At 32.8% G+C, this 23,991-nt stretch carries 22 protein-coding genes and 2 tRNA genes; 12 read left to right on the forward strand and 12 right to left on the reverse strand.

Annotated elements, in window-relative coordinates:
- The 4 genes from CLU81_RS16825 to CLU81_RS16840 form a co-directional block, all read right to left on the reverse strand.
- The gene (locus tag CLU81_RS16825; RefSeq protein ID WP_099710867.1) at positions 1-1,662 is read right to left on the reverse strand and encodes a peptidase domain-containing ABC transporter; all 1,662 of its coding nucleotides are present in this window, start codon (positions 1,660-1,662) and stop codon (positions 1-3) included.
- A gap of 16 nt (positions 1,663-1,678) precedes the next feature.
- A complete protein-coding gene (locus CLU81_RS16830) occupies positions 1,679-2,350 on the reverse strand; it encodes a TetR/AcrR family transcriptional regulator (RefSeq protein WP_099710868.1) in 672 nt (223 codons plus the stop codon).
- Positions 2,351-2,581: 231 nt separating this feature from the next.
- Positions 2,582-4,099 carry a 2,3-bisphosphoglycerate-independent phosphoglycerate mutase gene (gpmI, locus tag CLU81_RS16835; protein ID WP_099712791.1) on the reverse strand — a complete coding sequence of 506 codons (1,518 nt, stop codon included), beginning with the start codon at positions 4,097-4,099 and terminating at the stop codon, positions 2,582-2,584.
- A gap of 140 nt (positions 4,100-4,239) precedes the next feature.
- Complete coding sequence (locus CLU81_RS16840; RefSeq protein WP_099710869.1) at positions 4,240-6,669, reverse strand: DUF5916 domain-containing protein; 2,430 nt, start codon at positions 6,667-6,669, stop codon at positions 4,240-4,242.
- Between the two features lie 318 nt (positions 6,670-6,987).
- Here CLU81_RS16840 and CLU81_RS16845 point away from each other — a divergent pair, with 318 nt between their 5' ends.
- A complete protein-coding gene (locus CLU81_RS16845; protein WP_099710870.1) occupies positions 6,988-7,710 on the forward strand; it encodes a murein L,D-transpeptidase catalytic domain family protein in 723 nt (240 codons plus the stop codon).
- Here the strand turns inward: CLU81_RS16845 and CLU81_RS16850 are convergent.
- Both CLU81_RS16850 and CLU81_RS16855 read right to left on the reverse strand, forming a co-directional pair.
- Entirely contained in the window at positions 7,699-9,291 is a 1,593-nt protein-coding gene (locus CLU81_RS16850) for a murein L,D-transpeptidase (RefSeq protein ID WP_099710871.1), read from the reverse strand. The two genes, CLU81_RS16845 and CLU81_RS16850, sit on opposite strands and share 12 nt — an antisense overlap.
- A gap of 1 nt (position 9,292) precedes the next feature.
- Complete coding sequence (locus CLU81_RS16855) at positions 9,293-9,730, reverse strand: GNAT family N-acetyltransferase (protein ID WP_099710872.1); 438 nt, start codon at positions 9,728-9,730, stop codon at positions 9,293-9,295.
- Positions 9,731-9,866: 136 nt separating this feature from the next.
- Here CLU81_RS16855 and CLU81_RS16860 point away from each other — a divergent pair.
- Both CLU81_RS16860 and CLU81_RS16865 read left to right on the forward strand, forming a co-directional pair.
- Positions 9,867-9,939, forward strand: a tRNA-Gly gene (locus tag CLU81_RS16860).
- A gap of 107 nt (positions 9,940-10,046) precedes the next feature.
- A tRNA-Gly gene (locus CLU81_RS16865) sits at positions 10,047-10,119 on the forward strand.
- Between the two features lie 211 nt (positions 10,120-10,330).
- On the opposite strand, the gene pepE is transcribed toward CLU81_RS16865, so the two are convergent.
- Positions 10,331-11,038 (reverse strand): dipeptidase PepE, encoded by a 708-nt coding sequence (gene pepE / locus CLU81_RS16870; protein ID WP_099710873.1) that lies wholly within the window; start codon positions 11,036-11,038, stop codon positions 10,331-10,333.
- A 164-nt stretch (positions 11,039-11,202) separates the two neighbouring features.
- Between pepE and CLU81_RS16875 the strand changes: the two genes are divergently transcribed.
- From CLU81_RS16875 to CLU81_RS16905, 7 genes are all read left to right on the forward strand, one after another.
- On the forward strand, positions 11,203-11,970 hold the full coding sequence (locus tag CLU81_RS16875; RefSeq protein WP_099710874.1) for a carboxypeptidase-like regulatory domain-containing protein: 768 nt from the start codon (positions 11,203-11,205) through the stop codon (positions 11,968-11,970).
- A complete protein-coding gene (locus CLU81_RS16880) occupies positions 11,957-12,682 on the forward strand; it encodes a carboxypeptidase-like regulatory domain-containing protein (protein WP_099710875.1) in 726 nt (241 codons plus the stop codon). Before CLU81_RS16875 ends, CLU81_RS16880 begins: the two co-directional genes overlap by 14 nt.
- Positions 12,672-13,430, forward strand: a complete 759-nt coding sequence (locus CLU81_RS16885; protein ID WP_099710876.1) for a hypothetical protein — start codon at positions 12,672-12,674, stop codon at positions 13,428-13,430. The genes CLU81_RS16880 and CLU81_RS16885 overlap by 11 nt, the downstream gene beginning before the upstream one ends.
- The gene (locus CLU81_RS16890) at positions 13,414-13,926 is read left to right on the forward strand and encodes a DUF6702 family protein (protein WP_099710877.1); all 513 of its coding nucleotides are present in this window, start codon (positions 13,414-13,416) and stop codon (positions 13,924-13,926) included. The genes CLU81_RS16885 and CLU81_RS16890 overlap by 17 nt, the downstream gene beginning before the upstream one ends.
- A gap of 66 nt (positions 13,927-13,992) precedes the next feature.
- Entirely contained in the window at positions 13,993-16,242 is a 2,250-nt protein-coding gene (locus CLU81_RS16895; protein WP_099710878.1) for a M1 family metallopeptidase, read from the forward strand.
- A 105-nt stretch (positions 16,243-16,347) separates the two neighbouring features.
- Positions 16,348-16,695 (forward strand): twin-arginine translocase TatA/TatE family subunit, encoded by a 348-nt coding sequence (locus CLU81_RS16900; RefSeq protein ID WP_099710879.1) that lies wholly within the window; start codon positions 16,348-16,350, stop codon positions 16,693-16,695.
- A gap of 1 nt (position 16,696) precedes the next feature.
- Positions 16,697-17,260: a phosphatase PAP2 family protein gene (locus CLU81_RS16905; protein ID WP_099710880.1), complete on the forward strand. Its 564-nt coding sequence runs from the start codon at positions 16,697-16,699 to the stop codon at positions 17,258-17,260.
- A 415-nt stretch (positions 17,261-17,675) separates the two neighbouring features.
- Here CLU81_RS16905 and CLU81_RS16910 read toward each other — a convergent pair whose 3' ends face one another.
- The 4 genes from CLU81_RS16910 to CLU81_RS16925 form a co-directional block, all read right to left on the reverse strand.
- Positions 17,676-18,416, reverse strand: coding sequence for a phytanoyl-CoA dioxygenase family protein (locus CLU81_RS16910; RefSeq protein WP_099710881.1), 741 nt, complete (start codon positions 18,414-18,416; stop codon positions 17,676-17,678).
- 88 nt (positions 18,417-18,504) lie between these two features.
- Positions 18,505-19,146 (reverse strand): O-methyltransferase, encoded by a 642-nt coding sequence (locus tag CLU81_RS16915; RefSeq protein WP_099710882.1) that lies wholly within the window; start codon positions 19,144-19,146, stop codon positions 18,505-18,507.
- 114 nt (positions 19,147-19,260) lie between these two features.
- Positions 19,261-19,626: a hypothetical protein gene (locus CLU81_RS16920; protein ID WP_099710883.1), complete on the reverse strand. Its 366-nt coding sequence runs from the start codon at positions 19,624-19,626 to the stop codon at positions 19,261-19,263.
- A 240-nt stretch (positions 19,627-19,866) separates the two neighbouring features.
- Entirely contained in the window at positions 19,867-20,460 is a 594-nt protein-coding gene (locus CLU81_RS16925; protein ID WP_099710884.1) for a YceI family protein, read from the reverse strand.
- 274 nt (positions 20,461-20,734) lie between these two features.
- On the opposite strand from CLU81_RS16925, the gene rlmN reads away from it, so the two are divergent.
- Positions 20,735-21,784: a 23S rRNA (adenine(2503)-C(2))-methyltransferase RlmN gene (gene rlmN / locus CLU81_RS16930; protein ID WP_099710885.1), complete on the forward strand. Its 1,050-nt coding sequence runs from the start codon at positions 20,735-20,737 to the stop codon at positions 21,782-21,784.
- Positions 21,785-21,990: 206 nt separating this feature from the next.
- On the opposite strand, the gene CLU81_RS16935 is transcribed toward rlmN, so the two are convergent.
- On the reverse strand, positions 21,991-22,851 hold the full coding sequence (locus CLU81_RS16935; protein ID WP_099710886.1) for a hypothetical protein: 861 nt from the start codon (positions 22,849-22,851) through the stop codon (positions 21,991-21,993).
- A 162-nt stretch (positions 22,852-23,013) separates the two neighbouring features.
- On the opposite strand from CLU81_RS16935, the gene CLU81_RS16940 reads away from it, so the two are divergent.
- Positions 23,014-23,991, forward strand: coding sequence for a polyprenyl synthetase family protein (locus tag CLU81_RS16940; protein WP_099710887.1), 978 nt, complete (start codon positions 23,014-23,016; stop codon positions 23,989-23,991).

Genomic DNA, 23,991 nt, shown 5'->3' on the forward strand with positions numbered 1-23,991 from the left:
TTATTGTTTTTGATCCAGGATAATATGTCCGTTTTGCATCGTTATTTTTCGGGTAGATTTTGTTTTCCAATATGGATTTTTTGAAGAAACAATAATCGTCCAGTTGTTTTTCTCAGAAGTGATAAAATCAATGATTTCATTTGCAACATTTTCATCCATAGTATCTGTTGGATCTTCGTAGAAAAGCACTTTTGGCTTATGAATTATACTTCTTGCCAATAGAATTTTTTGCGCATTAGACGATGATAATTGTCTTCCTTCAGGATAAATATGTGTTTTTAAACCCTTTGGTAATGTTTTAATTAACGGACTTAACTGAACTCCATCAAGTGCCCATTTTAAATCTTCGGTCGTTATCGAAGGATCATTAAAAGTTATATTTTCGAGAATACTTCCTTCAAATGGAGTTTCGTTATGTATAATGCTGCCTATTTGCGAACGATATTGTTTTAGATCTATTTTTCTAAAAGTATCGTCGTTGATGTAAAAAGCACCAGAACTTTGTTTTAATAAACCTGATAATAATCGAATAAGTGTTGTTTTTCCGGAACCATTTGCTCCGTCAACTACGATTTTTTCGCCTTGTTCAATCTTAAGCGTTATAGAATCCAATGCATTGGTTGGAGCATCCGGAAATTTGAATTTTAAATTTTCAGTTTCTAATGTGATGCTGTTGTAGCAAAGGTCTGTTTGTGAATCTGAGTTTTCTTCTAATTCTAAATCGGTTACTTGTCCAATTTTTTCAACAGAAGTTAAAACATCGTAGAAACTTTCAAGTCCAACAATGATTTTTTCGACAGAAGTAATTACTAATAAAATAATGATCTCGGCAGCCACAAATTGCCCAATATTCATTTCCTGACTTAAAACCAAATAACCTCCAATCGATAATAAACTTGCCGTAATAATAACTTTGAAAAGGATCAGTTGTATAAATTGTCTTTTAATTACGCCAAAATGTTTCTCACGATAATTAAGGTAACCTTCGACTATTGTGTTGTTTTTTTGAAGTGCAAAATCGTAATTTAATTCATTTCTGAAACTAAAATTATTACGAGCCATTTCCTGCAACCAACTTGCAACTTTGTACTTGAATTTTGATTCTTTTAAACTCGTTTCTATACCTGATTTATACGAAAATTTAAAAATAAAGAATAAAAGCAGAAACAATAAAAGTCCAAAAACAATAAAATAAGGATGATATAAAGAGAGCAGAATTATCCCAAAAGTAATTTGAAGTAAAGCTGCTGAGAAATCCGTTAATAATTTTGAAGTTCCTTTTTGAATGGTTAAAGTATCAAAAAAACGATTCGTTAATTCCGGCGGATAAGTTCCGTACAATTCCTCGGATTTTATTTTTGGCAAACGAGCTGCAAATTCAAACGAAGCACGAACAAATATTTTTTGCTGTAAATTCTCGGTGATTCTTAATTGCATTAAAGCTAAAATTCCAACAAGCGCAACACCAGCAACAACAAGTATAATAAGCACGATCCAAGATGCACTTACTCTTCCGGATTGTATAAAAGCGATGATCGCCTGAATTCCTAACGGAAGTGATAAACTGATTAATCCGGCAAAAATGGCGTAGAAAAAAATTTGATAAATGTCTTTTTTATCAAGCTCTAGTAAATTGTAAAATCTTTTTAGTGGAGTAGTCATACTATTTTTTTTATAATTAGCGCAGAACGTTATGTGCGAGATTTAGGTAAAATTGCGTTGTTGTAACCGTTTCGTTGCAATCTGTAATGGTTTTCAAATGATCTGTTAGAAAATGCTGGTGTAAACTTCCTTCGACAATAGTCGATACTAACGATTTAGCATATGGATAATCGGGATTTACTTCCTTGACAATTGCAACAACTCTATTGATAACCCTTTTATATATTAAAAAAAAGCCTTCTTTATTTTCCTGATCAACTTCTTTAGTATGAAGTGTTTTTGTGAATTCGGCGATTATTATTTTGTTTAAAATCGCTTCATTAATATGGTCTGTTGAGACATCATCAGTAATTTTCTCGGTAACTATAGTGATCGCTTTATCGAGTTTTTCTTTTTTGTCCAGAATATTGGTAGTGGTAAAGACAAGTTTGTATTCCATCCAGCTCCAATACCATGAAGATAAATATACTAATAATTTGTGTTTGTTTTCGAAATATCGGTAAATAGAACTCTCGTTTGAGCCTATTTTTTCGCCTAATTTTTTGAAGGTAAAATTGTCAAAACCAATATCATCGATAAGAAGAATACTTTGCTCAATTATCTTTTTTCCCAATGCAGATGTTTCCGGATCTTTTACGTAGATCTTTTCGTTGACCTGCATCTTTATATTTGATAGTATAATTTCCATAAAAGTTATTTTAAATGCAAAGATAATAGTAATACTATCAATTTTGAAATTTTAACTTTTATTTATACGAAAAAAAAGCTGCTCATGTTTAGAATAGCTAGTGTTTGTCTCCGTTTTTTGAATTTTTACCTGGGATTATAAAACAGAAAACCCGACAGATTTTTAAAATCTGTCGGGTTTATTTTGAAGTTTTCAGTGTTTACAATAACTAAAAACTGAAACTGAAAATTTTTACAATAACGAATGACAAGTCATTGCATTAGGTTGCTGAACGCCCATTAATTCGAGAATAGTAGGAGCGATGTCACCTAAAACACCATTTTGGATATTTTTTAATTCTTTGTCAACCAAGATAATCGGCACTGGGTTTGTTGTGTGCGCTGTATTTGGGCTTCCGTCAGGATTAATCATTGTTTCGCAATTTCCGTGATCGGCAATTACAATTGTAGTATAATTATTGGCAAGAGCCGCTTCGATCACTTGTTTTACGCAAGCATCTACAGCTTCACAAGCCTTAATTGCTGCGCTCATGATTCCCGTATGACCAACCATATCTCCGTTTGCAAAATTTAAACAAACGAAATCTACTTCACCATTGTTTAATTCAGGAACAAGAGCATCTGTTAATTCAAAAGCACTCATTTCTGGTTGCAAATCGTAAGTTGCTACTTTTGGAGAATTTCTTAAAATACGTGATTCACCTTCAAAAGGAGTTTCTCTTCCGCCAGAAAAGAAAAATGTCACGTGAGGGTATTTCTCTGTTTCAGCAATACGAATTTGTTTTTTGCCAGCTTTCTCTAATACTTCACCAAGAGTTTCAGTAATATTATCTTTATTGTAAACTACTTTTACGTTTTGGTATGTTTCGTCATAGTTCGTAAGCGTTACATAATACAAGTTTAACTTGTGCATGTTTTGCTCGTGGAAATCTTGTTGCGAAAGTGCTTCTGTAAGTTCGCGACCTCTGTCTGTTCTAAAGTTGAAGAAGATAACAACATCACCTTCAACAATTGTTGCAAGAGGTTTTTCGTCTTCATCAACCATTACGATTGGAGCAATAAACTCATCAGTAACATCATGCGCATAACTGTCAAGTATGCTTGCAACTGCATTTTTAGATGGAGTTCCAATAGCATTTACCACTAAATCATAGGCAAGTTTTACGCGTTCCCAACGTTTGTCACGATCCATTGCGTAGTAACGTCCAATGATTGAAGCTATTTTTACCGGAGTATCTTTAATATGTTCTTCTAAATCGTGAATGTATTTTGCTCCTGATTTCGGGTCAACATCACGACCATCTGTAAAAGCGTGAACAAAAACTTTATCCAAGCCATATTCTTGCGATGCATCGATTAATCCACGTAAGTGAGAAGTATGAGAGTGAACACCTCCATCAGAAACTAATCCTAAAAAGTGAACTTTTTTATTGTTTTCTTTAGCATATGTAAAAGCATCAACAAGTACTTGTTCTTTGGCAAGTGTTTTGTTTGCTACGGCTAAGTTTATTTTGGCTAAATCCTGATATACGATTCTTCCGGCACCAAGATTCATGTGACCAACTTCACTGTTTCCCATTTGACCTTCAGGAAGACCAACATTTAATCCGTCAGTTCTAAGTTGAGCGCTTGGGTAATTTTTGTAAAGGCTGTTTATAAAAGGAACATTTGCATTGTCTATCGCTGATACTTTTGGATCAGGAGATTTTCCCCAACCGTCCAAGATCATAAGTATTACTTTTTTATTCATCATTTTTAGTTTTTTACAAAGATAAACCATTTCTAAAATGTGAACGAAAGCAATGTTATAATTTACAGTTAATAAAATGAAGGCTATTAAAAAATAATAATTTGGTTGAAGAACCCTAAAAATTTTAAAATTAATTCAGACTAGGTTCTGTTTCTAATCTTATTTTTGACAGCATTATAGTCAATAAAATATTTTACACTAACCGAAAAAATGTGTTTTAGCGCATCATTATTCAGTAAACCCGTTACATTGTTCTTGAAATTTTTGTCAATAATACGCTCAAAATTTGAAGCATTATTTCGGTATAAAACCGAAAGTTGACTTCCCGGCGCAAACCACCACGAATACGATAAATCAGTATTCCAGGAATAAAAGCTTGAGTTTTTATTTTCGGTATATTGAGGATAAGGCGTCAGAGTTCCGTCTGGTTCAAGTTCTAAAATGTTTTTATTTTCAGCCGATGACCAATAATGACGAACCGCCAGATTGAGAGTCATGGCGCTGTTTAAAGCATATTTTCCGCCAAGAGTATTCGCATAAGTAATTACATTTCGGTTTGCAAAAACAATAATTTCAGGAGTGTTTTCATTGTCATCATCGTCATAACTATCAATATAACCTTTGTTGTTGTTACGTTTTAAAAAACTAAAAGTATAAGTTAGTAACAGTTTGTCGTTAAATCGATATCTCGGACCAATATCAGCTCCATAAGCAATTCGTCCGGATTCATCCGCAATAGCAATAGATGGATTTAAATCAATAGCAAATTTCTTGTTGTAATTGGTTGATACACTTGCCCACGCTTCAATTTTCCTCGGAATAATAACGTACCGGTTTTCTGCTCTGGGTTCGTAATAATCATAAGATTCCAGCGGAAAAAGAGTAACTCCAAAGCCATAATAGTTATTATTTACCGATGTAACATTTACTTCAGAACTGATTTTATTGTCTTGTACTTTTCCGGATTCTTTATTAAACTCGACATACATATCATAGTCCACTTTAAACTTATTAAAAAGTTTAGTCGGGTTTAGGATTCTATAATTTGCATTGCCATAAAAGTTGTAATAATTGGTATAAAAGTTAATTCCCAAATCATTTGGATCAAAATCTTTGGTCACAAAATCAGTTCCTACGCTATAGCGATATTTACCACTAGTTTCTGCAAAACTAACAGTTGAGAAAAGTCCGTTTTTATTTTCGTCAGCATTGATAAAACTGTATTTGACGTTACCGGATAAATTATAAGTATTGGCTTTAGTGTTTAAATCCCAAACTAATCCAGTCAGGTTTGCGTCTCTAAAATGACCGTTTCGCGTAACATTCGTATTAATAAATGTTACCGAAGAATTTTTTCTAAAACGCTGATCTAAAACTAATACATTGTAATTTGTCAAAGGTTCTACAACCACACGTCTTGTTTCGCCTGTTATCGTATCTTTTATAGTAGCAAAAGTTTTCTCGGTAACAGCATTTAAGATTCCAATTCCTAATCCGTTTTTTGTTCTTCCGGAGACTTTCAAAGCGTTGATTAGATTGACGTTTTGTACATTATCGATTATTTCCTCATTCTTGTTTAAATCAGGATCAACAGACGGTTTTCCTCCAATTCTTCTCGAATAAAACATATTTCCTTTATTGAACAAATCGGTTCCTTCGGTAAAAAAGGCTCTGTTTTCATTGAATTGTTGCTCAAACGGACCAAGATTCAAGATTTGATCGTCGTATTTTGTCTGTCCAAAATCAGGAATTAAAATTGCGTCAAGCGTAAAAGCATCACTAATTCCGTATTTAATATCCATTCCGCCTTTTACCGTGCCATACGTTTTTTGACCATCAGCAGCATTTAGATAATAAGAAGCATAAGGCAGAAAAAATAATCGGGTAGGAGGTTTGATGTTTTCAATTCCTGCCAGATCACCATTTTGCTGCGTAAAAGTTCCAATTTTAGTATTAATTAAATTCCAGGTATATTTTTTACGTTCTCGTTTTATTTCCCTGAAAAAATTTATTCCCCAAGTTTGTTTGTTTTCTCCGGAAAATCGCAAAGCCGCATATGGAAGTTTAATCTCTACAATCCAGCCATTGTCGGCTATTTTGGCTTTACTGATCCAAACCGCGTCCCAGGAATAATCCTCACCGTTGGCATCTGTCATAATGCAATCGCCTTGTACATCTGCAGCAGAAACGAAAAATTCAAAATTTTGCTGACCATCATTAAAGCCATTAATAAAAACGCCAAAGATATCGGCAGTTCCAAAGTTATCACGCTGCGAAATTTCTTTTAGAATCTTAGCAGGTTCATCATCATACATCATTGCACCAATATAGATGGCGTCATTATTATATAAAACTTTAACGTCAGTTCTTCTCGCTTCCGGAATTGGTTTCCCGTTATCAGGATCATACATTACAAAATCAGTCGCAATCGAAGCATCTTTCCATGCTGATTCATCTAGTTTCCCGTCAATAGTAATGCTTTGCGAAGTCGATTGGGTTTGCAAAACTTTTTTCTGACTATAGCCTGAGAAAGCAGATAAAAGAAGAATAAGAAAAAGTGCTTTTTTCATGTCATGTTCAAAATAAATCATTCTGTAATACGTGTTGAAATAATAGACAACGTTTTTCTCGAATTGTTACAGTTTTAATTATAATAAATGCCTTTTGATTAAGTTTTCTTTAAGAAAAGGGATCAAAACGCTAAGATTTTTATGATAAGTAAATATCTTACAAATAAAAAAGTTTTTTGCTCCAAATGCTAATTTTTTACTTTGCTTTTGTTAAAGTTTAACCAAAAAGCCCCTGATTTACAGGCTTATATTTTGATAGGTGCATTTTTTTTATACTTTTGCCAAACCCAAACCTTTTGTTTAACCTAAAGCTATTCAATGATTTACAAGATTTATCCACTATTTGTGTTTTTGTTACTGTCTTTTGGTAAAGATTCAAATAACACTCCCGAAATTAAAAAAGAAACAGTAAAGCATTATGCTAAAGTTGAGAAACTTACTGTGGAAGCAAAAATTGAAAGTGTTTATAATACTTTGAACACTAACAACTTTAAGCTGCCTGAACTTAAAACTTTTTCTGAAGCTTTAAAAGGTTTTTACCTGTTGAAAGAAAGAGGAATTATTCAAAAAAACATTTTGACATTAATTGATTTTAGTTTGTCATCAAATTCAAAACGCCTTTGGGTAATTGATTTAACGACAAACACAATCTTGTTCAATTCGTTAGTTGCTCACGGACGAAATACCGGAGAAGAATTTGCATCAGCGTTTTCAAACTCAAACTCTTCTTTTAAAAGTAGTTTAGGTTTTTATGCAACCGGTGAAATTTATCGCGGAAAACACGGAGCTTCTCTTCGTTTAGACGGTTTAGAAAATGGTGTAAATGATAACGCCCGCGAAAGAGGAGTAGTTATGCATGGTGCCGATTATGTCTCTGAATCTTTTATCAGAAACAATAAAAGATTAGGCAGAAGCCAAGGTTGTCCGGCAATTCCAATGGAATTAACAGACGAAATAATCGAAGTTATAAAAGATAAATCGTGTTTGTATATCTACCATCCGTCAAGAAGTTTTGCGATGGAAGAAAGGCTAATTTCTTAATTTAGCATACAAATCCGAATCTAAATTATAAATATCAGCTCTGAAAATGAGCTGATTTTTTTTGCTCCAAGCCGTCCAATACCATTGGTATAAAGCATATTTTTTGACAATCTTAATGCTTGTTGTTTTTTTGGTTGCAATTAGCGTATCAATCTTCTCTCTGCTCCATTGTTCAGGATCATCTAATATATGTTCTGCCAATTCTAAAGGATTTTCAATACGAACACAACCGGAACTTAAAGAACGATTGTTTCGGCCAAAATAATTTCGATGATTCGTATCGTGCAAATAAACGCTATGATGATTCGGGAACAAAATTTTCATTACTCCTAATGAATTGTTATATCCTGGACTTTGTACATAACGATAATTACCGGGTTTGTTTTCGTTCCATGCGCTTGGATCTACAACTTTTCCCGTAGTATCATATATAGTTATGCTTTTATTCGCCAGATAATTTCTGTTGCGTTTCATTGCCGGCACAACATCTTCTTTTAATATAGTTGGCGGAACGGTCCATGTTGGGTTAAAAACAACAGTTTTTAGTGTTGAGGTTATAATTGGCGTTTTTCTTTTACTCGTTCCTACCACAATATTTCGAACTAATGTCGTGTCTTTTCCTTCAACAACATTCAGGCTGTAATTAGGAATGTTAATGATGAAATAATTCTCGGCAAAATCTGAAGTATACCATCTCCATCGTTCCAGATTGGCAATAATTTGCTCTCTTCTTTTTTCTTTCGAATAGTTTAAAGCCTTAATCGTTCCGGCACCAATAACTCCATCGTCAGCTAAACCATGTCTTTCCTGGAATCTTTTGATTGATTCGAAAGTCTTTTTATTATAAATTCTATTCAGAGTGTCTTTTCCGGACATATCTCCCCAAAATAAAAGTCTCTTTTTTATGTTGATTAAAGCGTTGTTCGTATCATTAAGAGTTATTTTTTTTGTCGAAGAGTCGATCGCAATCGTTCCAATTTCGTCATTTGGAAACTTCTCAATAATTTCAAGCGCTTTTAATAATTCCTTGTAAGTTTCTGATTTCGGCTGAATATTGTCAACAATACTGTCCAGTTTGTTTTTATTAAATGCCTTTATTAGAACACTATTTACGTCGAATGTCTTTTCTTCTAAATCCCAGTCTCTATATAATTTCTTAGGATCCAGTTTTCCTTTATATAAGTGATTCAGATATTTTTCGAAGTTATATGTCAATAAGATGTCGTAAGTAGCCAGATCTTTATCACTTAGCGAACTGATTCTGCTTTCGAATTTTTTAAGCTTAGAAGTTTTGTAATCTTCAGGGTCTAAACCAAGTAGGTTTGAGTTTTCTAATTGAGATAAAACGTAAGTTCTCTTTTTAAGATTTCCCCAAACCGTTTTATGTTCAGAAGCATCATAAAATTGTTTTAAGGTTTCGCTCTTAAATACATTTATTGTTGCCGTATCTATTTCTACTTTTCTTTCGTCAGTAAGTATGATTAATGGTGGTTTTTTCTTAACCACGGGAGCGGGTTTAGGAGTGTCTTTTTTACAACTGATAAACAGGCTTATAACTAATAAAAAGTAAAGTTTTTTCATTTCATATTTTTTTAGACATTAAATAATGTTCTCCAACATCTTTAATGTCAAATGCTTCGCCCAGAATTTCGTAATTCATTTTTTTATAAAAACCAACAGCGGCTGTTCTTGCATTGAACCAAATTAAATCAACATTGTTTGCATTGCAGTATTTTTCGCAATGTTTTACTAAAGCTTCTCCAATTCCTTTTTTCTGATGGTTTTCTAAAACAGCCATTCCGCGAATCTGAGCTTGGTTATTTTCGGCAAATATAGGATTGATTTTTTGAAATAGTGAAATAATTCCTATTAAAGATCCGTCTTCGAATAAACCAAAATGTTTTGTTGTTTCCAGATCATCACCTTCAAAGATGCAACTTTCGATAGATTTTCCTTTTCTTAAAACAGGTTGGCGAACGATATAAGTTTCTTTTGACGGTATTTCTTTAATGTTACTCATGATTTGTGTAAAATAAATAAATATATAACTTTTTAATTTTAAATTAGTTATAAATAATTGTTGTTTTTTATTGATTTTTTTTGCGAAAAAGCTTGTTTTGAACTTAAGTTATTTTCTATATTTGCACCACGGTAATGCGAAAGTAGCTCAGTTGGTAGAGCTCCAGCCTTCCAAGCTGGTTGTCGCGAGTTCGAGCCTCGTCTTTCGCTCTAAAAAACCGGAACTTCATTGTTTCGGTTTTTTTATCAAAAGTAAATAATTTTTGATTTTTATTTTGTTTTAAAAATTTAATTATTTATATTTGCACCCTGTTAATGCGAAAGTAGCTCAGTTGGTAGAGCTCCAGCCTTCCAAGCTGGTTGTCGCGAGTTCGAGCCTCGTCTTTCGCTCTTCAAAATCCTCAAACAAATTGTTTGGGGATTTTTTTTGCGTTTATATTTTTGAACCATATAAGTAATATAAGCTATTATAAGTGCTTGTCGGGAACTTTTTAAATGAACTTATGTTACTTATATGGTTTAATAAAATGTTTTCAGTGAAATAAGCATTTGCGTAAAGCTTTTTTAAATGAACTTATATCACTTATATGGTTTAAGTTTTTTAGTTTAAATTACTTAAATCACTTTCTGTTTCTAATTCTACAGGATTTTCGTTTTGTTTGAATAAACGAGCTTTTAGATTTCCTTTAAGAGTGATTTTGTCTCCTTTAACTTCAAGCCAACTTCCTTCTCTTAATCCTAAAACCGGAATTGAATTAAAAGCGTGAAATTCTTTAATTCTTGTTTCGCGCGTTTCGCCCATATGTTGTGATTGCGTATCCGGATCTAAATAATGTGGATTTAGGTTGAAAGGAATTAATCCTAAAGTCTGAAAGCTTGGCGGATAAATTATTGGCATATCATTCGTGGTTTGCATTGATAAGCCGCAAATATTACTTCCTGCGCTGGTTCCCAAATATGGAGTTCCATTTTTTACTGTTTCAGCAAGAACCTGCATAATGTTGTGTTTGTATAATTGCGTAACCAGTAAAAAAGTGTTTCCTCCGCCGGTAAAAATACCTTCAGCATTTTTTATTGCGCTTGCAGCATCTTCAAATTCATGAATTCCTTTTACGGCAATATTTATAGAAGAAAATGCTTCAGCTACTTTATTAGTGTATTCGTCATGAGAAATTCCGCTTGGACGAGCATATGGAATGAATAAAATGCTTTTGCAGTTTTTAAAATGCGATGCTAATACCGGTAAAATATAGTCTAAATAACTGCCTCCGTGTAGCGTAGATGTGCTGGCAATGATGATACTTTTCATAAAAAATTAACTCAGATTTGTTTCTGTTAAAGATATTAAAACTCTCTTTTTACAAAGTGTAAAACGGGTTTAATTAACATATTTTTACCATGTCCTTAATACTAAATTTGGAATACATTAAGATATTTTTACAGCTTTAAGAATAATTCTAATTTTTCAACATTTTGATTAATAAAGTTGCTTGTGTTTTGATGGTTGTTTTGGGACAAACTAGTTGGTCTCAAAGCCAGGATCGTAGTGTTATTAACGGAAAAATAGCTGCTAATACTTCTGATTTGGAAGGTGTTTATGTTATAAATGCTCAAACTGAAGCGATGACAACTACAGACGAAACGGGCGCTTTTTCTATTTCTGCTAAAGAAGGTGATACGCTTGTTTTTTCGTCTATACAATTCAAAGAAAATAAGGTTTTGCTAATTGCGGAGAATTTTTCAGATCTTCATTTTACAGTAAAATTGAATATGGTAATGCATCAATTGCAGGAAGTAGTCGTTAGAAATTATAACGGAATTAATGCTGCTTCTTTGGGAATTGTTCCATATGGACAGAAAAAATATACAGAAGCCGAAAGAAAATTACATACGGCTACGGCATTAAATCCAACGGCAAATGCCGGTTCAATGGCTGGAGGTTCAATATCTGCAGATCCATTATTGAATTTCTTTTCTGGACGAACTGAAATGCTTAAAAAAGAAGTAGCGGTAGAAAAGAAAGAAGCTTTTATGAAACTTTTGGAGCGTATGTTTAGTATTGATCATTTTGTAAATAGGTTACAAATTCCGCTTGAATACGTAAAAGGTTTTGAGTATTATGCCGTGGAAAACGATAAATTCACAGTAATTTTGAACTCTAAAAATAAAACTTCAACAGAGTTTTTGCTAGCCGAATTGGCTGTGAAATACAAAGAAATAATAGCGAGTGAAAACAAGTAATATAATATTGATTTTTTTTCTAATTCTGGTTCAGAATAGTTTTGGACAAAATACAGTTTCAAGGGAAGTTCTTGGACAGATTTTAGCACAATCTACTTCGGTTGAAGGAATAAATGTTGTTAATAATACAACACAAGTGGCGACTATTTCAGACGCGAACGGAATGTTTAAAATTGCGGTAAAAGAAGGAGATGTTTTGGTTTTTTCTGCTGTGAATTTAGAAGGACTTCGTTATCGTATTACTGCGGATGATTTGGTTTTAAATTCGCTCAAGATAAAAATGACTGCCAAAGAAGTAGAATTAAAGGAAGTTATAGTGAATGAAAATGCCAATATCACAGCAGAAAATTTAGGAATAATTCCATATGGGCAAAAAAAATACACGCCGGCAGAAAGAAAAGTTTATACTGCAACTTCGACTTCTGTAGATAAGTTATTGAATATGATGTCCGGACGAACTTCAATGTTGAAAAAAGAGGTTAATGTAGAGAAAAAGGAAGCGCTTTTTAGAAAAATGGAATACCTTTTTGAAGAGAATTATTACACAGATAGATTGAAAATTCCGACCGATGATATCAAAGGATTTCAATTATATTGTGTGGATGATGCCGAATTTGCTGTATCTTTGAATACTAAAAACAAAACAATGAGTATGTTTTTAATAACAGATTTAGCAAGAAGATATTTAATAATTCTCGAAAATGAAAAATAGACTAGGAATACTCGTTGTGTGCTTATTTTGCCAGATTGCGCTGGGACAAAATAATTCAAGGAAGCCATTACATGGGCAAGTTGTCAATACAAGATTGGCAATAGAAAGCGGTTATGTAATGAACATTAATGCAAACGTTAGAACTTTTATAGGTTCAGGCGGGTTGTTTGATATTATGGCAAAACCAAAAGATACTTTATTGTTTACAGGTTTGGCATTTCAGGCAAAAAAAGTAGTTCTGACAGAAAAAGATTGTTCAGATGTGCTTTTCTTAATTCAATTAGATTTGGCAAATAATCAATTGAAAGAAGTTGTTCTTCGCAAAGATTTAAAAGTAAAATCGCTAGATAAAGATACTCAGAAATATGTTGATATGCAGTTTGAAGATGATAAGCAATCTACAGCAAAAAATATCGCAATGTATTCTGATCAAACCATTAAATACGGAATGGATTTTGTTCGAATTTTCAAGGATGTAAAAAAGATTCTAAAGAAAAATAAAGACGAAGTAAAACCGGAAGTTATTGATGATATGGCTTTTGTTCAATATTCCAGAGCCAATTTTACTACAGACTTTTTTACTAAAACATTAGGATTAAAAAACGATGAAATTGATTTATTCTTAATGTATTGTTCAAATGATCCTGAATCTAAAAGACATTTAAAACCAGAAGAGAAGTTTGAATTAATGGACTTTATGGTTAATAAAAATAAAGAATTTCAAAAAGCAAATGTTGCCGAAAAATAGATTGATTTATCCTCTTTTAGGATTATTGTTTTTATCGCTTTCAGCTTTTACATTCCATAAATTTTATATGGGTGTTTTTCAGGTCAATTATGCGGCCGAGAAAAAAATGATTCAAATTACCTCCCGTATTTTTGTCGATGATCTGAATAACGGAATCGAAAAAAAATACCATAAAAAAACATACATCGGTACTGAGAAAGAAACTCAGGCCGATGTTGATTTATTAAAAAAATACCTTTCAGAAAACTTCACAATAAAAATAAACGGACAATCAAAAGCTATTACCTTTTTGTCAAAAGAAGTAGAGTCAGATGATGTTTTGGTTTGTTATTCCAGAATAAAGGATGTTGAGAAATTTAAGACAATTGAGATATCAAATTCTATTTTGGTAGATTGGAATGCTGAACAGCAGAATATTACACATATTACAGCTTTTGGCACCAAAAGAAGTGTTCTCTTTACAGAATCTTCAAGGAAAGAATTGTTAAAGTATTAAATAATATATAAAATTATTATTTTAATTGTTATTTTCACACCCTGACAAAATTACCCATAAATATTTATGAAAAAACTTTCATTATTATTGCTTTTTCCTGCAATACTTATTGCTCAGGAAAAAACTACTACTGTTGCGCCTAAACAACAAGGTAAATATGATACGAACAAATTTAGCCAAATGTATGATCTATTGGCAACACCAAATATGTTTCGTACTGCAGCAGGATCTCCTGGACCGGCATATTATCAACAACAGGCAGATTATAAAATCGATGTTGAATTAGACGATAAAAATTCAAAGTTAAGTGGTTCTGAAACCATTACATATTCAAACAATTCTCCGGATAGTTTAGAATATCTATGGATTCAGTTAGATCAGAATCAGGCAAAAGCAAATACACAATCAACTTTAGCTGAAAGCGAAAAAATTAGTCAGGTTTTACCATTAGATGGTTTCTCAAGTAAATATTTGAAGAAAGATTTAGAGCGTGGTTTTAATATTGAGTATGTAAAAGATGCAAAAGGAAATGCAATGTCTTATACAATCAATGAAACTATGATGCGTATTAACTTGGCGACTCCTTTAAAAGCAGGTGAGAAAATTTCATTTGCTATAAAATGGTGGTACAATATCAATAATTATAGAAAAGAAACTGGAAATGGACGTTCAGGTTATGAATTATTTGAAAAAGACGGAAACAAAATATATGTAATTGCTCAGTTTTACCCAAGAATGGCGGTTTACAATGATGTTGAAGGATGGCAAAATATGCAATTCTGGGGAAGCGGAGAGTTTGCTTTGCCTTTTGGAAATTTTGATGTAAATATTACAGTTCCTGCAGATCACGTAATCGATGCAACTGGAGAATTGACAAATAGAGCAGAAGTTTTTACTGCTGAACAAGTAAAACGTTACGAACAAGCACAAAAATCATTTGATAAACCTGTTGTAATTGTTACACAAGCTGAGGCTGAAGCAACTGAAAAAGGTTTCTCTGAAAAGAAGAAAACGTGGAGATTTAGTGCTAAAAATGTACGTGATTTTGGAATTGCATCTTCAAGAAAATTCATTTATGATGCAATGGCTGTAAAATTAGGTGGCAAAATTGTAATGGCAGAGTCAGTTTATCCAAAAGAAGCAAATCCGCTTTGGGGAGAAACTTCGACAATGACAGTAGCGCATACTTTAAAAAGTTATTCATCACACACATTTGATTATCCTTATCCAAAAGCGGTTTCAGTTTCAGCAGAAGATCAGGGAATGGAATATCCAATGATTTGTTGGAATTACGGTCGTCCTGATGAAAATGGCGTGACTAGTAAAGAAGTTAAAAACGGAATGATTGGTGTTGTGATTCACGAAGTTGGACATAACTTTTTCCCAATGATTGTAAATTCTGACGAGCGTCAATGGACTTGGATGGATGAAGGTTTGAATTCATTTATGGAATATATGGCAGAACAGGAATTAGATCCTGCATTCCCGTCAAGACGTGGTCCTGCAAAAAATATTGTTCCTTATATGAGTGGAGATCAAAAGTTTTTAGAGCCAATTATGTCTAACTCTGAAACGATTCAGCAATTTGGAAATAATGCTTACGGAAAACCTGCAACCGGACTTAATATTTTAAGAGAAGTTGTTATGGGACGTGAATTGTTTGACTATGCTTTTAAAACCTATGCAAACAGATGGAAATTTAAACACCCAACTCCGGAGGATTTCTTTAGAACGATGGAAGATGCTTCTGCAGTAGATTTAGATTGGTTTTTCAGAGGATGGTTTTATTCAACAGATTTTGTAGATATCGGAATCAAAGAAGTAAAACAATACTATGTTTCTGATACTCCAACTGCTGATATTAAAAATGTAAAAGTTAAAAAAGGACGTTTCGGATTTGATAAAGGACCTTTTGTGTATTTAGTTTCAGGCGATAATGCTGAAGTAAATGCTGCAAAAAAGACCGCTTTAAAAGTAGACGACGTAAAATTATTGTCTGATTATGTAAATCAAACCTTTACAGCAGAAGAAAAAGCAGGAATGAAATCACCTAAATATTTCTACGAAGTAGAATTCAATAAACCAGGTGGAATGATTATGCCAATTCTTGTTGAGATTACTTACGAAGATGGTTCAAAACAAAATTATCAATATCCGGCTCAAATCTGGAGAAAGAATAATGACACCGCTAAAAAAGTTTATGCAACCGAAAAAGCGATAAAAAGTATTCAGATTGATCCAAAATTAATGACCGCTGATATTGATGTAACCAATAACTCTTGGCCAAAAGTAGAAGAAAAGTCAAAATTTGATTAAATATAAAAAGAAGAAGACTCTGAAAAGAGTCTTTTTTTTTTAAGTAAATTTTAAAACTGTCAGCTACAAAATTTAATATCTTTGTGGCACACAAAAATAAAAGATATGTTTGGTATAGGAGGAGGAGAATTAGTTTTCATACTATTTATAGTTCTAATGCTTTTTGGTTCAGACAAAGTGCCGGAAATTGCCCGTACAATGGGAAAAGCAATGGCGCAATTGAAAAATGCAACCAATGATATTAAAAGCGAAATCCAAAAAGGAGCAGAGGCCAACGGTCTTGATTCAAAAGCTCTAACGGATATCACTGGAAATATCAATGCTCAAATTAATGATGCTAAGGCTAACTTATTGGGTGATTCACCTAATTTGTTGGGCGATACCGCAACAGAAATTGACAAAGTAAAAGAAGATATCGATTCTATCTCAGGACCTGTAAAACGCCAAATGTAATATGCTTGAAAAAATAAAACAATTAGATACTGAATTACTCATTTATCTTAATGGTCTAGGTTCTGAAACATACGATAAACTTTGGCTTATTATTACAAGCCAGTTAAATTGGACGCCATTTTTTCTATTACTTTTCTATCTTATTTATAAAAAAGTAGGAGGAAAACAAACCTTGTTTATTGTACTATTTATTGCCGTTTTGTTAACCTTTACAGATCAGGTTACCAATTTATTCAAATACAACTTTCAACGTTTACGCCCGTGTAATAATCCCGAAATCAATACTATTATTCGTGTTGTTCAGGTTAGACAATCATATAGTTTTTTCTCTGGTCATGCAGCCAATACAATGGCAGTTGCGACGTTTTTATTCTTGGTTTTAAGACGTTATTTTAAGTATTTAGGATTCTTGTTTTTATGGCCATTAATCTTTGCTTATAGCCGTATTTATTTAGGATTGCATTATCCGGGAGACATTCTTACAGGATATTTCTTTGGAGCACTTTTCGGATTTTTACTGTATTTGGTATATCGAAAATTAAAACCGCAATATTTTCCGGGATAATTTTTAGGAGCTATTTCCAGCTATTCGCTATATCTTTTGTTTTTTAAAGAAAAAAACAAAAGGATGCCGCTTCTATCTGGGCTAGAAACCTAGTTTCAAAAGAAAATTTAAGATCAAATAATATATCAGTTTTTGAATTACTTCCTAATTCAGTTGGAAGGTTAAAAATTCAACTCAATATAAAAGGCTTCAGCAAAACGCAATGTTTTGGCTAAAGCCTTTTTTTAATATTATCTATTTACGTCTGATTTGTTATTTCGACCGTAGGGAGAAATCACACTAGAAACTCCGCAATCAAAATCGCCAATCTATGTCGAGCTTCTCGTGTGATTTCTCCCTACGGTCGAAATGACAAACATCAGAGAATTTGATAAACCGCAAAATTTTTAAGAATAGTTTTTGAAAGTTCAGAGGCTTAGTGTCTCAGAATCTCAGAACCTTTTTCAAAAGCCTTTTCGCTCCATTCCAATCCATCAGGAAGTTGCTGATTACTGAACTCTATATGAATAACTCTTCTTCTTTCGTTATTAGTAGTTTTATTTGAAGCATGAAATAATAACGGTTTCATAATCATAATTCCACCTTTTTCGACTTCGCAGATTGTTTCTTTTTCGTTTTCAAAGTCCAGATTTTCAATTCTCAAAATTCCTTTGGAATGAGAGTTATTAATGACTTTCAAAGCGCCATTATCTTTTGTGGTTTTATCAATATGAATTCTGATCGTGAAATTGTTTTCCAGAATTTCTTTTGGAGGCTGAACCGCAAATTGATTTTGTTTTGTCGTCCAATTTTCAAAGTTTTCTATATCAGCTTTTTTGTCTACTGAAATAGTCAAATCCTGATGATAAGCGACAAACCAATTCGATTTTTCAGGCTTATCAAAATAAATAGATTTAGTAATAAAATATCCTTTTCCAAAATTAGATTCAATAATATTCTCTAAATTCTGATTGAAAATAAAAGGTAATGTTTCCGGAATTTCTTTGTGAAATTGTCTAATAGCAAATAAATCCTGAGATTTTCTAAATGTTGCATTTTCAGAAGCATTTTCGGTTACATTCTCAATTAATGAAATTAGTTTTTCGACTTCATTTTCAGAATAAATATTATTAATAATTGCAAAGCCTTCGGAATTTATTTTGTTTAAAGAATTCATTTTGAAATCATTTTGAAATCATTTTTTTTGTAATTATCTATAGAAAAAAATTAGAAACTTAGTGTCTCAGAACCTCAGAACCTTTTTCCTAAAGTACTCTACTAACCGTCAAACCATCACGAATAGGCAATAAAACGGTTTCAACTCTTGGGTCATTTTTCAAAAGTAAATTGTATTCTAAAAGCACTTTTGTACTTATATCATTTGGGTGAACCGGTTCTAAAATTTTACCGCTCCATAAAACATTATCAGATAAAATGATTCCTCCTTTATTCATTTTTGGAACAATCATTTCCCAGTAGTTTAAGTAATTTTCTTTGTCGGCATCGATAAAAACCAAATCAAACTTGACATCCAGAGTTGGAATAATATCGACAGCTTCTCCTAAATGCTGGAAAATTTGTTTTCCCCAAGGAGATGCGTCAAAATATTTACGCTGAAAATCTACCAATTCTTCTTTTATGTCAATCGTATGTAATTGCCCGTTTTCCTGCATTCCTTCGCATAAACACAAAGCAGCATAACCCGTATAAGTTCCGATTTCAAGAATATTAACCGGACGAATTAATTTAGATAACATACTTAAAACGCGACCTTGAAAATGTCCGCTTAACATTCTTGGCAAAAGGATTTTCTGGTAAGTTTCTTTGTTAAGTTTAGCTAGTAATTCCGGTTCGTTTTCAGAATGTTGCTCGATATAATCTTCTAAGTCTTGTGATATAAAATGCATCTTGTATTGTATTCAAATTTAGAAAGCAAAAATACGAAAAATATTGGCTCACTTTTTTGCATAAAAAAACCATTCCGTTTTGCGGAATGGTTTCAATGTTGAATTCGGAAAAGATTATTTTTTCAAAGCGTCATTAACATCTTTGGCAGTTTTTACTGTTCCGTCTTTCGCAGCTTTCGCAGCATTTTCTACTTTTTCAGCTCCTTTTTTTGTTGCGTCTTTTACGTCAGTCGCTGTTTTTTTAGCAGCATTTTCGACATCGTCAGCTGCTTTTTTAGTAGCATCTTTTACGTCTTGCGCAGCAGCTTCTGTTTTAGTAACAGCGCTGTCTTTTACCTCTTTAATATCTGTTGTTAGAGAATCAACTTTGTTTCCAAGAGTTAGTTCATCTTCTGCTGGTTTTGGCTCTTTTTTTTCACATGATTGTACAGCGAATGCTAGTAAAGCAACAACAGCCAAGCTTAAAATTTGTTTTTTCATAATGAATGATCTTTTTTTAGGTTATAAAAATTTAAAGGTTATAAAGCTGAAAAATAAAGATACAAATTTTAAAATGATTGCGCGCTTTGTAAGATTATTTTCCTTTTGAGAGAAAAACAATTCTTGTGCCAAACTTTAGTTTTTTTGATCCGATCAATAATTATTTTTCGGATGAATTAATTTTTAGTTTTTTACCAGAAATTAAATTCAATATTTAAAAATAGAGATCTTGCTGATTTATTATTTGATAACCAGAACATTGTCGTTTTTAGCGTAGTCGTTTAAAGTAATATTGAACATTATTGTTAATTCTTTTCCGGCTCTTACAACTCCAAGTGCCGCTGTTGGGGTAGACATCCCAAAATCTGAAAAAGTGATTTGGTTAGATCCTTTTAAAATAAAAATTCCATTGCCGGCTGCTATATTTACTAAAGTTTTGTACTCTCGGCTGATTCCTGCAATAGTATAAGTCCCGGTAAAACTCCAGGTCGTTTCGTTTATTTTATTAGCAGATTTTAAAACGTATTTAATGTTTTTGTGTGTTTTTGTGTCGAGAGTTTCATAAGCAACGTCATCCATACTTCCTTTACTGCTTTTTATGCTTTCTGCCAATAGTGTAATAGTTAAGCTATTTATATCAATTAGTTTAGAATCTGTAGCAGTTAAGTTAGCGGTACCATTTCCTTCTGTAGATTTCATTACCCAATCGTGTACATTTGAAGTTCCGGCAACTTCAAAAGTTGATTTTGCCATAGTATAGTTTCTTTGTGCATTTGTTTGGAATGACAATGTTGTAAAAATCACTGTCAATAAAATTGATTTAATTGTTTTCATTTTGATATGGTATTAGTTTGTTTTTGGAAATAGGGAAACTATATTTAATAGCCTGCTTTTATTTCTTAGATCAAATTTATTACGAACAAATAGTAAAGAAGATGATAAAAATCATTGTTGAGAATTTATTAAATAGCTAAAATTATTGTAGCGATCTAAGGACATGTTTTAAGTAAAGAGGATTATTTGGCACAATAAAAAAGAGGTCTTTATTAGGTGTTAAGCTTCAGTACAACGTCAGAAGTTTTAAGGAAAAAATCAGTAACTTTGCACCATGCAAATCGAGAAAAAAGACATAAGAGCCTTATCAAAAGATCAATTGCGAGATTTTTTTGTCGCAAATAATGACAAACCTTTTCGCGGAAATCAGGTCTATGAATGGTTATGGAGCAAAGGAGCACATAGTTTTGAGGATATGACGAATGTTGCCAAAGCAACGCGTTCTATGCTTGAAGATAATTTTGTAATCAATCATATTAAGGTTGATACAATGCAACGCAGCAGCGACGGAACCGTAAAAAATGCCGTTCGTTTACATGATGGTTTAGTAGTAGAATCAGTTTTGATTCCAACCGAAACAAGAACAACAGCTTGTGTTTCAAGTCAGGTTGGTTGTAGTTTAGATTGTAATTTCTGTGCAACTTCGCGCCTAAAAAGAATGCGTAATCTGGAACCGGGAGAAATCTACGATCAGGTTATCGCAATTGATAAAGAAAGCCGTTTGTATCACAATCATCCGCTTTCGAATATTGTTTTTATGGGAATGGGAGAACCTTTGATGAATTACAATAATGTAATCAAAGCCATTGATATGATCACGTCGCCAGAAGGTTTAGGAATGTCTCCGAAGCGTATCATGGTTTCGACGTCCGGAATTCCAAAAATGATTAAAAAAATGGCTGATGATGATGTAAAATTCAAATTGGCAGTTTCTTTACACTCGGCAATTGATGAAGTTCGTGCGCGAATTATGCCTTTCAGCAAAAATTTCCCATTGGCAGATTTGAGAGAATCATTGGAATATTGGTACAGAAAAACAAAAAATAAGATTTCATACGAATATGTAGTTTGGAAAGGAATCAATGACGATAAAGCTTCGATAGATGCACTAGTGAAATTTTGTAAATATGTGCCGTGTAAAGTGAATTTAATCGAATATAACCCAATAGATGACGGAGAATTTCAACAAGCGTCAGAAGAATCTATTATGGCGTATATAAAAGCTTTAGAAAATATTGGAGTTGTCGTAAAAGTTCGTCGCAGCCGCGGAAAAGATATTGATGCAGCTTGCGGACAATTGGCAAACAAAGAAGCCGATATGTAGAGGATTATTCCGCCAGGAATAATTGATTTAGATTAGTCTATAATATCAAAAAATATTCCACTAGGAATAATTGATCGGTAGGAAAAAAAATATTGATAAAGTCAATTTGTTCCATAGGAACATCTGATCGCATCATTTTATAAAAAAAAGCATTAAGAACAAGAATAACTCTTGTTCTTAATGCTTTTTTTGGGCAAAAAGGATTCTTATTTTTTCAAATCAATTTCTTCCGTTACACCATCTTTGGTTACTTTGGCAAGAGTATCGCAATTTCCATCGCCATAATCAAGAACCGCAGTAGCTCCGTTTTTGGTAATAGAAACAACACCTTTTACAGCAAATGGTTTTCTGCATGATGCGTCAAATTCAAGAGGAGTTGTGATTTCTGCCGAAAAAGTATCTCCGTTAGGAAAAGTAGTCGTTCCACTGCCGGTTACTAAAAAAGCATTGTCTTCCCAATTAAACCAAGTATCATAACCCGCAACCATTTCTTTTACCAACGAACCTTTTCTGGTATATACACCGCCATCATCAAAAGTAATAGTCATATCAACAGTTGCGGTAGAAACCGGATGTGCTGTTGCTAATAAGTTAGTTGTTTTTATAGTTCTAACGATGCTTTTGCTTCCCTGAAGTTTTTTGCCATTATGATAAAAACCGTCAAAAGTATAACTAATCGTTTGTGTAGAAGAAGAAAAATCGTTGGCAAACGAGACAACCATTTTTCCTTTAACCACATTTCCGTTATCAAGCGTGCATCCTTCAACACCAAAATCGACTGTTTTTGTCCATGTATTATTCGTTAAAACTGTTGTAATAGTAGCACAACTCGGCAAAAAGTTTTTTACAGGACCGCCAGGTTTAGCAGTACTATTTTGTTGTGCGTTAAATTGATCTTCGGCAATATTAGTTACATCCTCAATTGAAGCATCAATTTTAGAAGTTGTAATAATTTCACTGTTCGAAATTGCCGCAGTAGTTCCGTCATTTGTTTTTTCATCAGAATTGCAACTAACAAAAAAAGATAAAGCGACTAATGTTCCAATAAATAAAACTTTTGTTTTCATAGTAAATAGTTTAAGTGGTTTTACTTTTAAAAAATGAATTCAAATTAGGCTTTATAAAAAATGTTCTTGGTAGAGTTTTTTTGAGTTAATACTTAAATTATTGTTATACTAACTTAAAATAGACAACGTTTTTTTATTTAAAATAGTATATTTGGAATCGAAATGAATATTACTTCTCAAATAAAACAGCCCATTTTTAACGAGATGGAACTTTTTGAAAAAAAGTTCCATGAATCGATGACCTCAAAGGTGGCTTTACTGAACCGTATTACCTATTATATCGTAAACAGAAAAGGGAAACAAATGCGTCCGATGTTTGTTTTTCTGACTGCAAAAATGGTTTCAGAAGGCATCGTAAATGAGAGAACTTATCGTGGTGCATCTGTAATTGAGCTTATTCATACCGCAACTTTGGTTCATGATGATGTCGTGGATGATAGTAATCGTCGTCGCGGATTTTTCTCTATAAATGCACTTTGGAAAAATAAAATTGCCGTTTTAGTTGGTGATTATTTATTGTCTAAAGGTTTGTTACTTTCTATAGATAATGGTGATTTTGATTTACTCCGAATTATTTCTGTCGCAGTTCGTGAAATGAGCGAAGGAGAATTACTTCAAATCGAAAAAGCCCGCAGACTTGATATTACCGAAGAAGTATATTATGAAATCATCCGCAAAAAGACCGCTACACTTATTGCTGCTTGTTGTGCTCTTGGTGCAAAATCAGTAATTGAAGATGATGCTCAGGTTGAGAATATGCGCAAATTTGGTGAGCTTATCGGAATGGCTTTTCAAATCAAAGACGACTTATTCGATTATAGCGAAGAAGCCATTGGTAAACCAACAGGAATTGATATTAAGGAGCAAAAAATGACTTTGCCGTTAATTCATGTTTTAAATACTTGTACTCCGCAAGAAAAAAAGTGGTTGATAAACTCCATCAAAAACCACAATAAAGACAAAAAACGCGTCAAAGAAGTTATTGCCTTTGTGAAAAACAATAATGGTTTGGCTTACGCCGAAAATAAAATGGTAGAATTCCAACAAGAAGCTCTTTCGTTACTTCAAAATTTCGAAGATTCTGAGTTTAAAGATGCCCTTATTTTAATGGTGAACTACGTTATTGAAAGAAAAAAATAA

The sequence above is a fragment of the Flavobacterium sp. 9 genome (assembly GCF_002754195.1).
Classification (GTDB): domain Bacteria; phylum Bacteroidota; class Bacteroidia; order Flavobacteriales; family Flavobacteriaceae; genus Flavobacterium.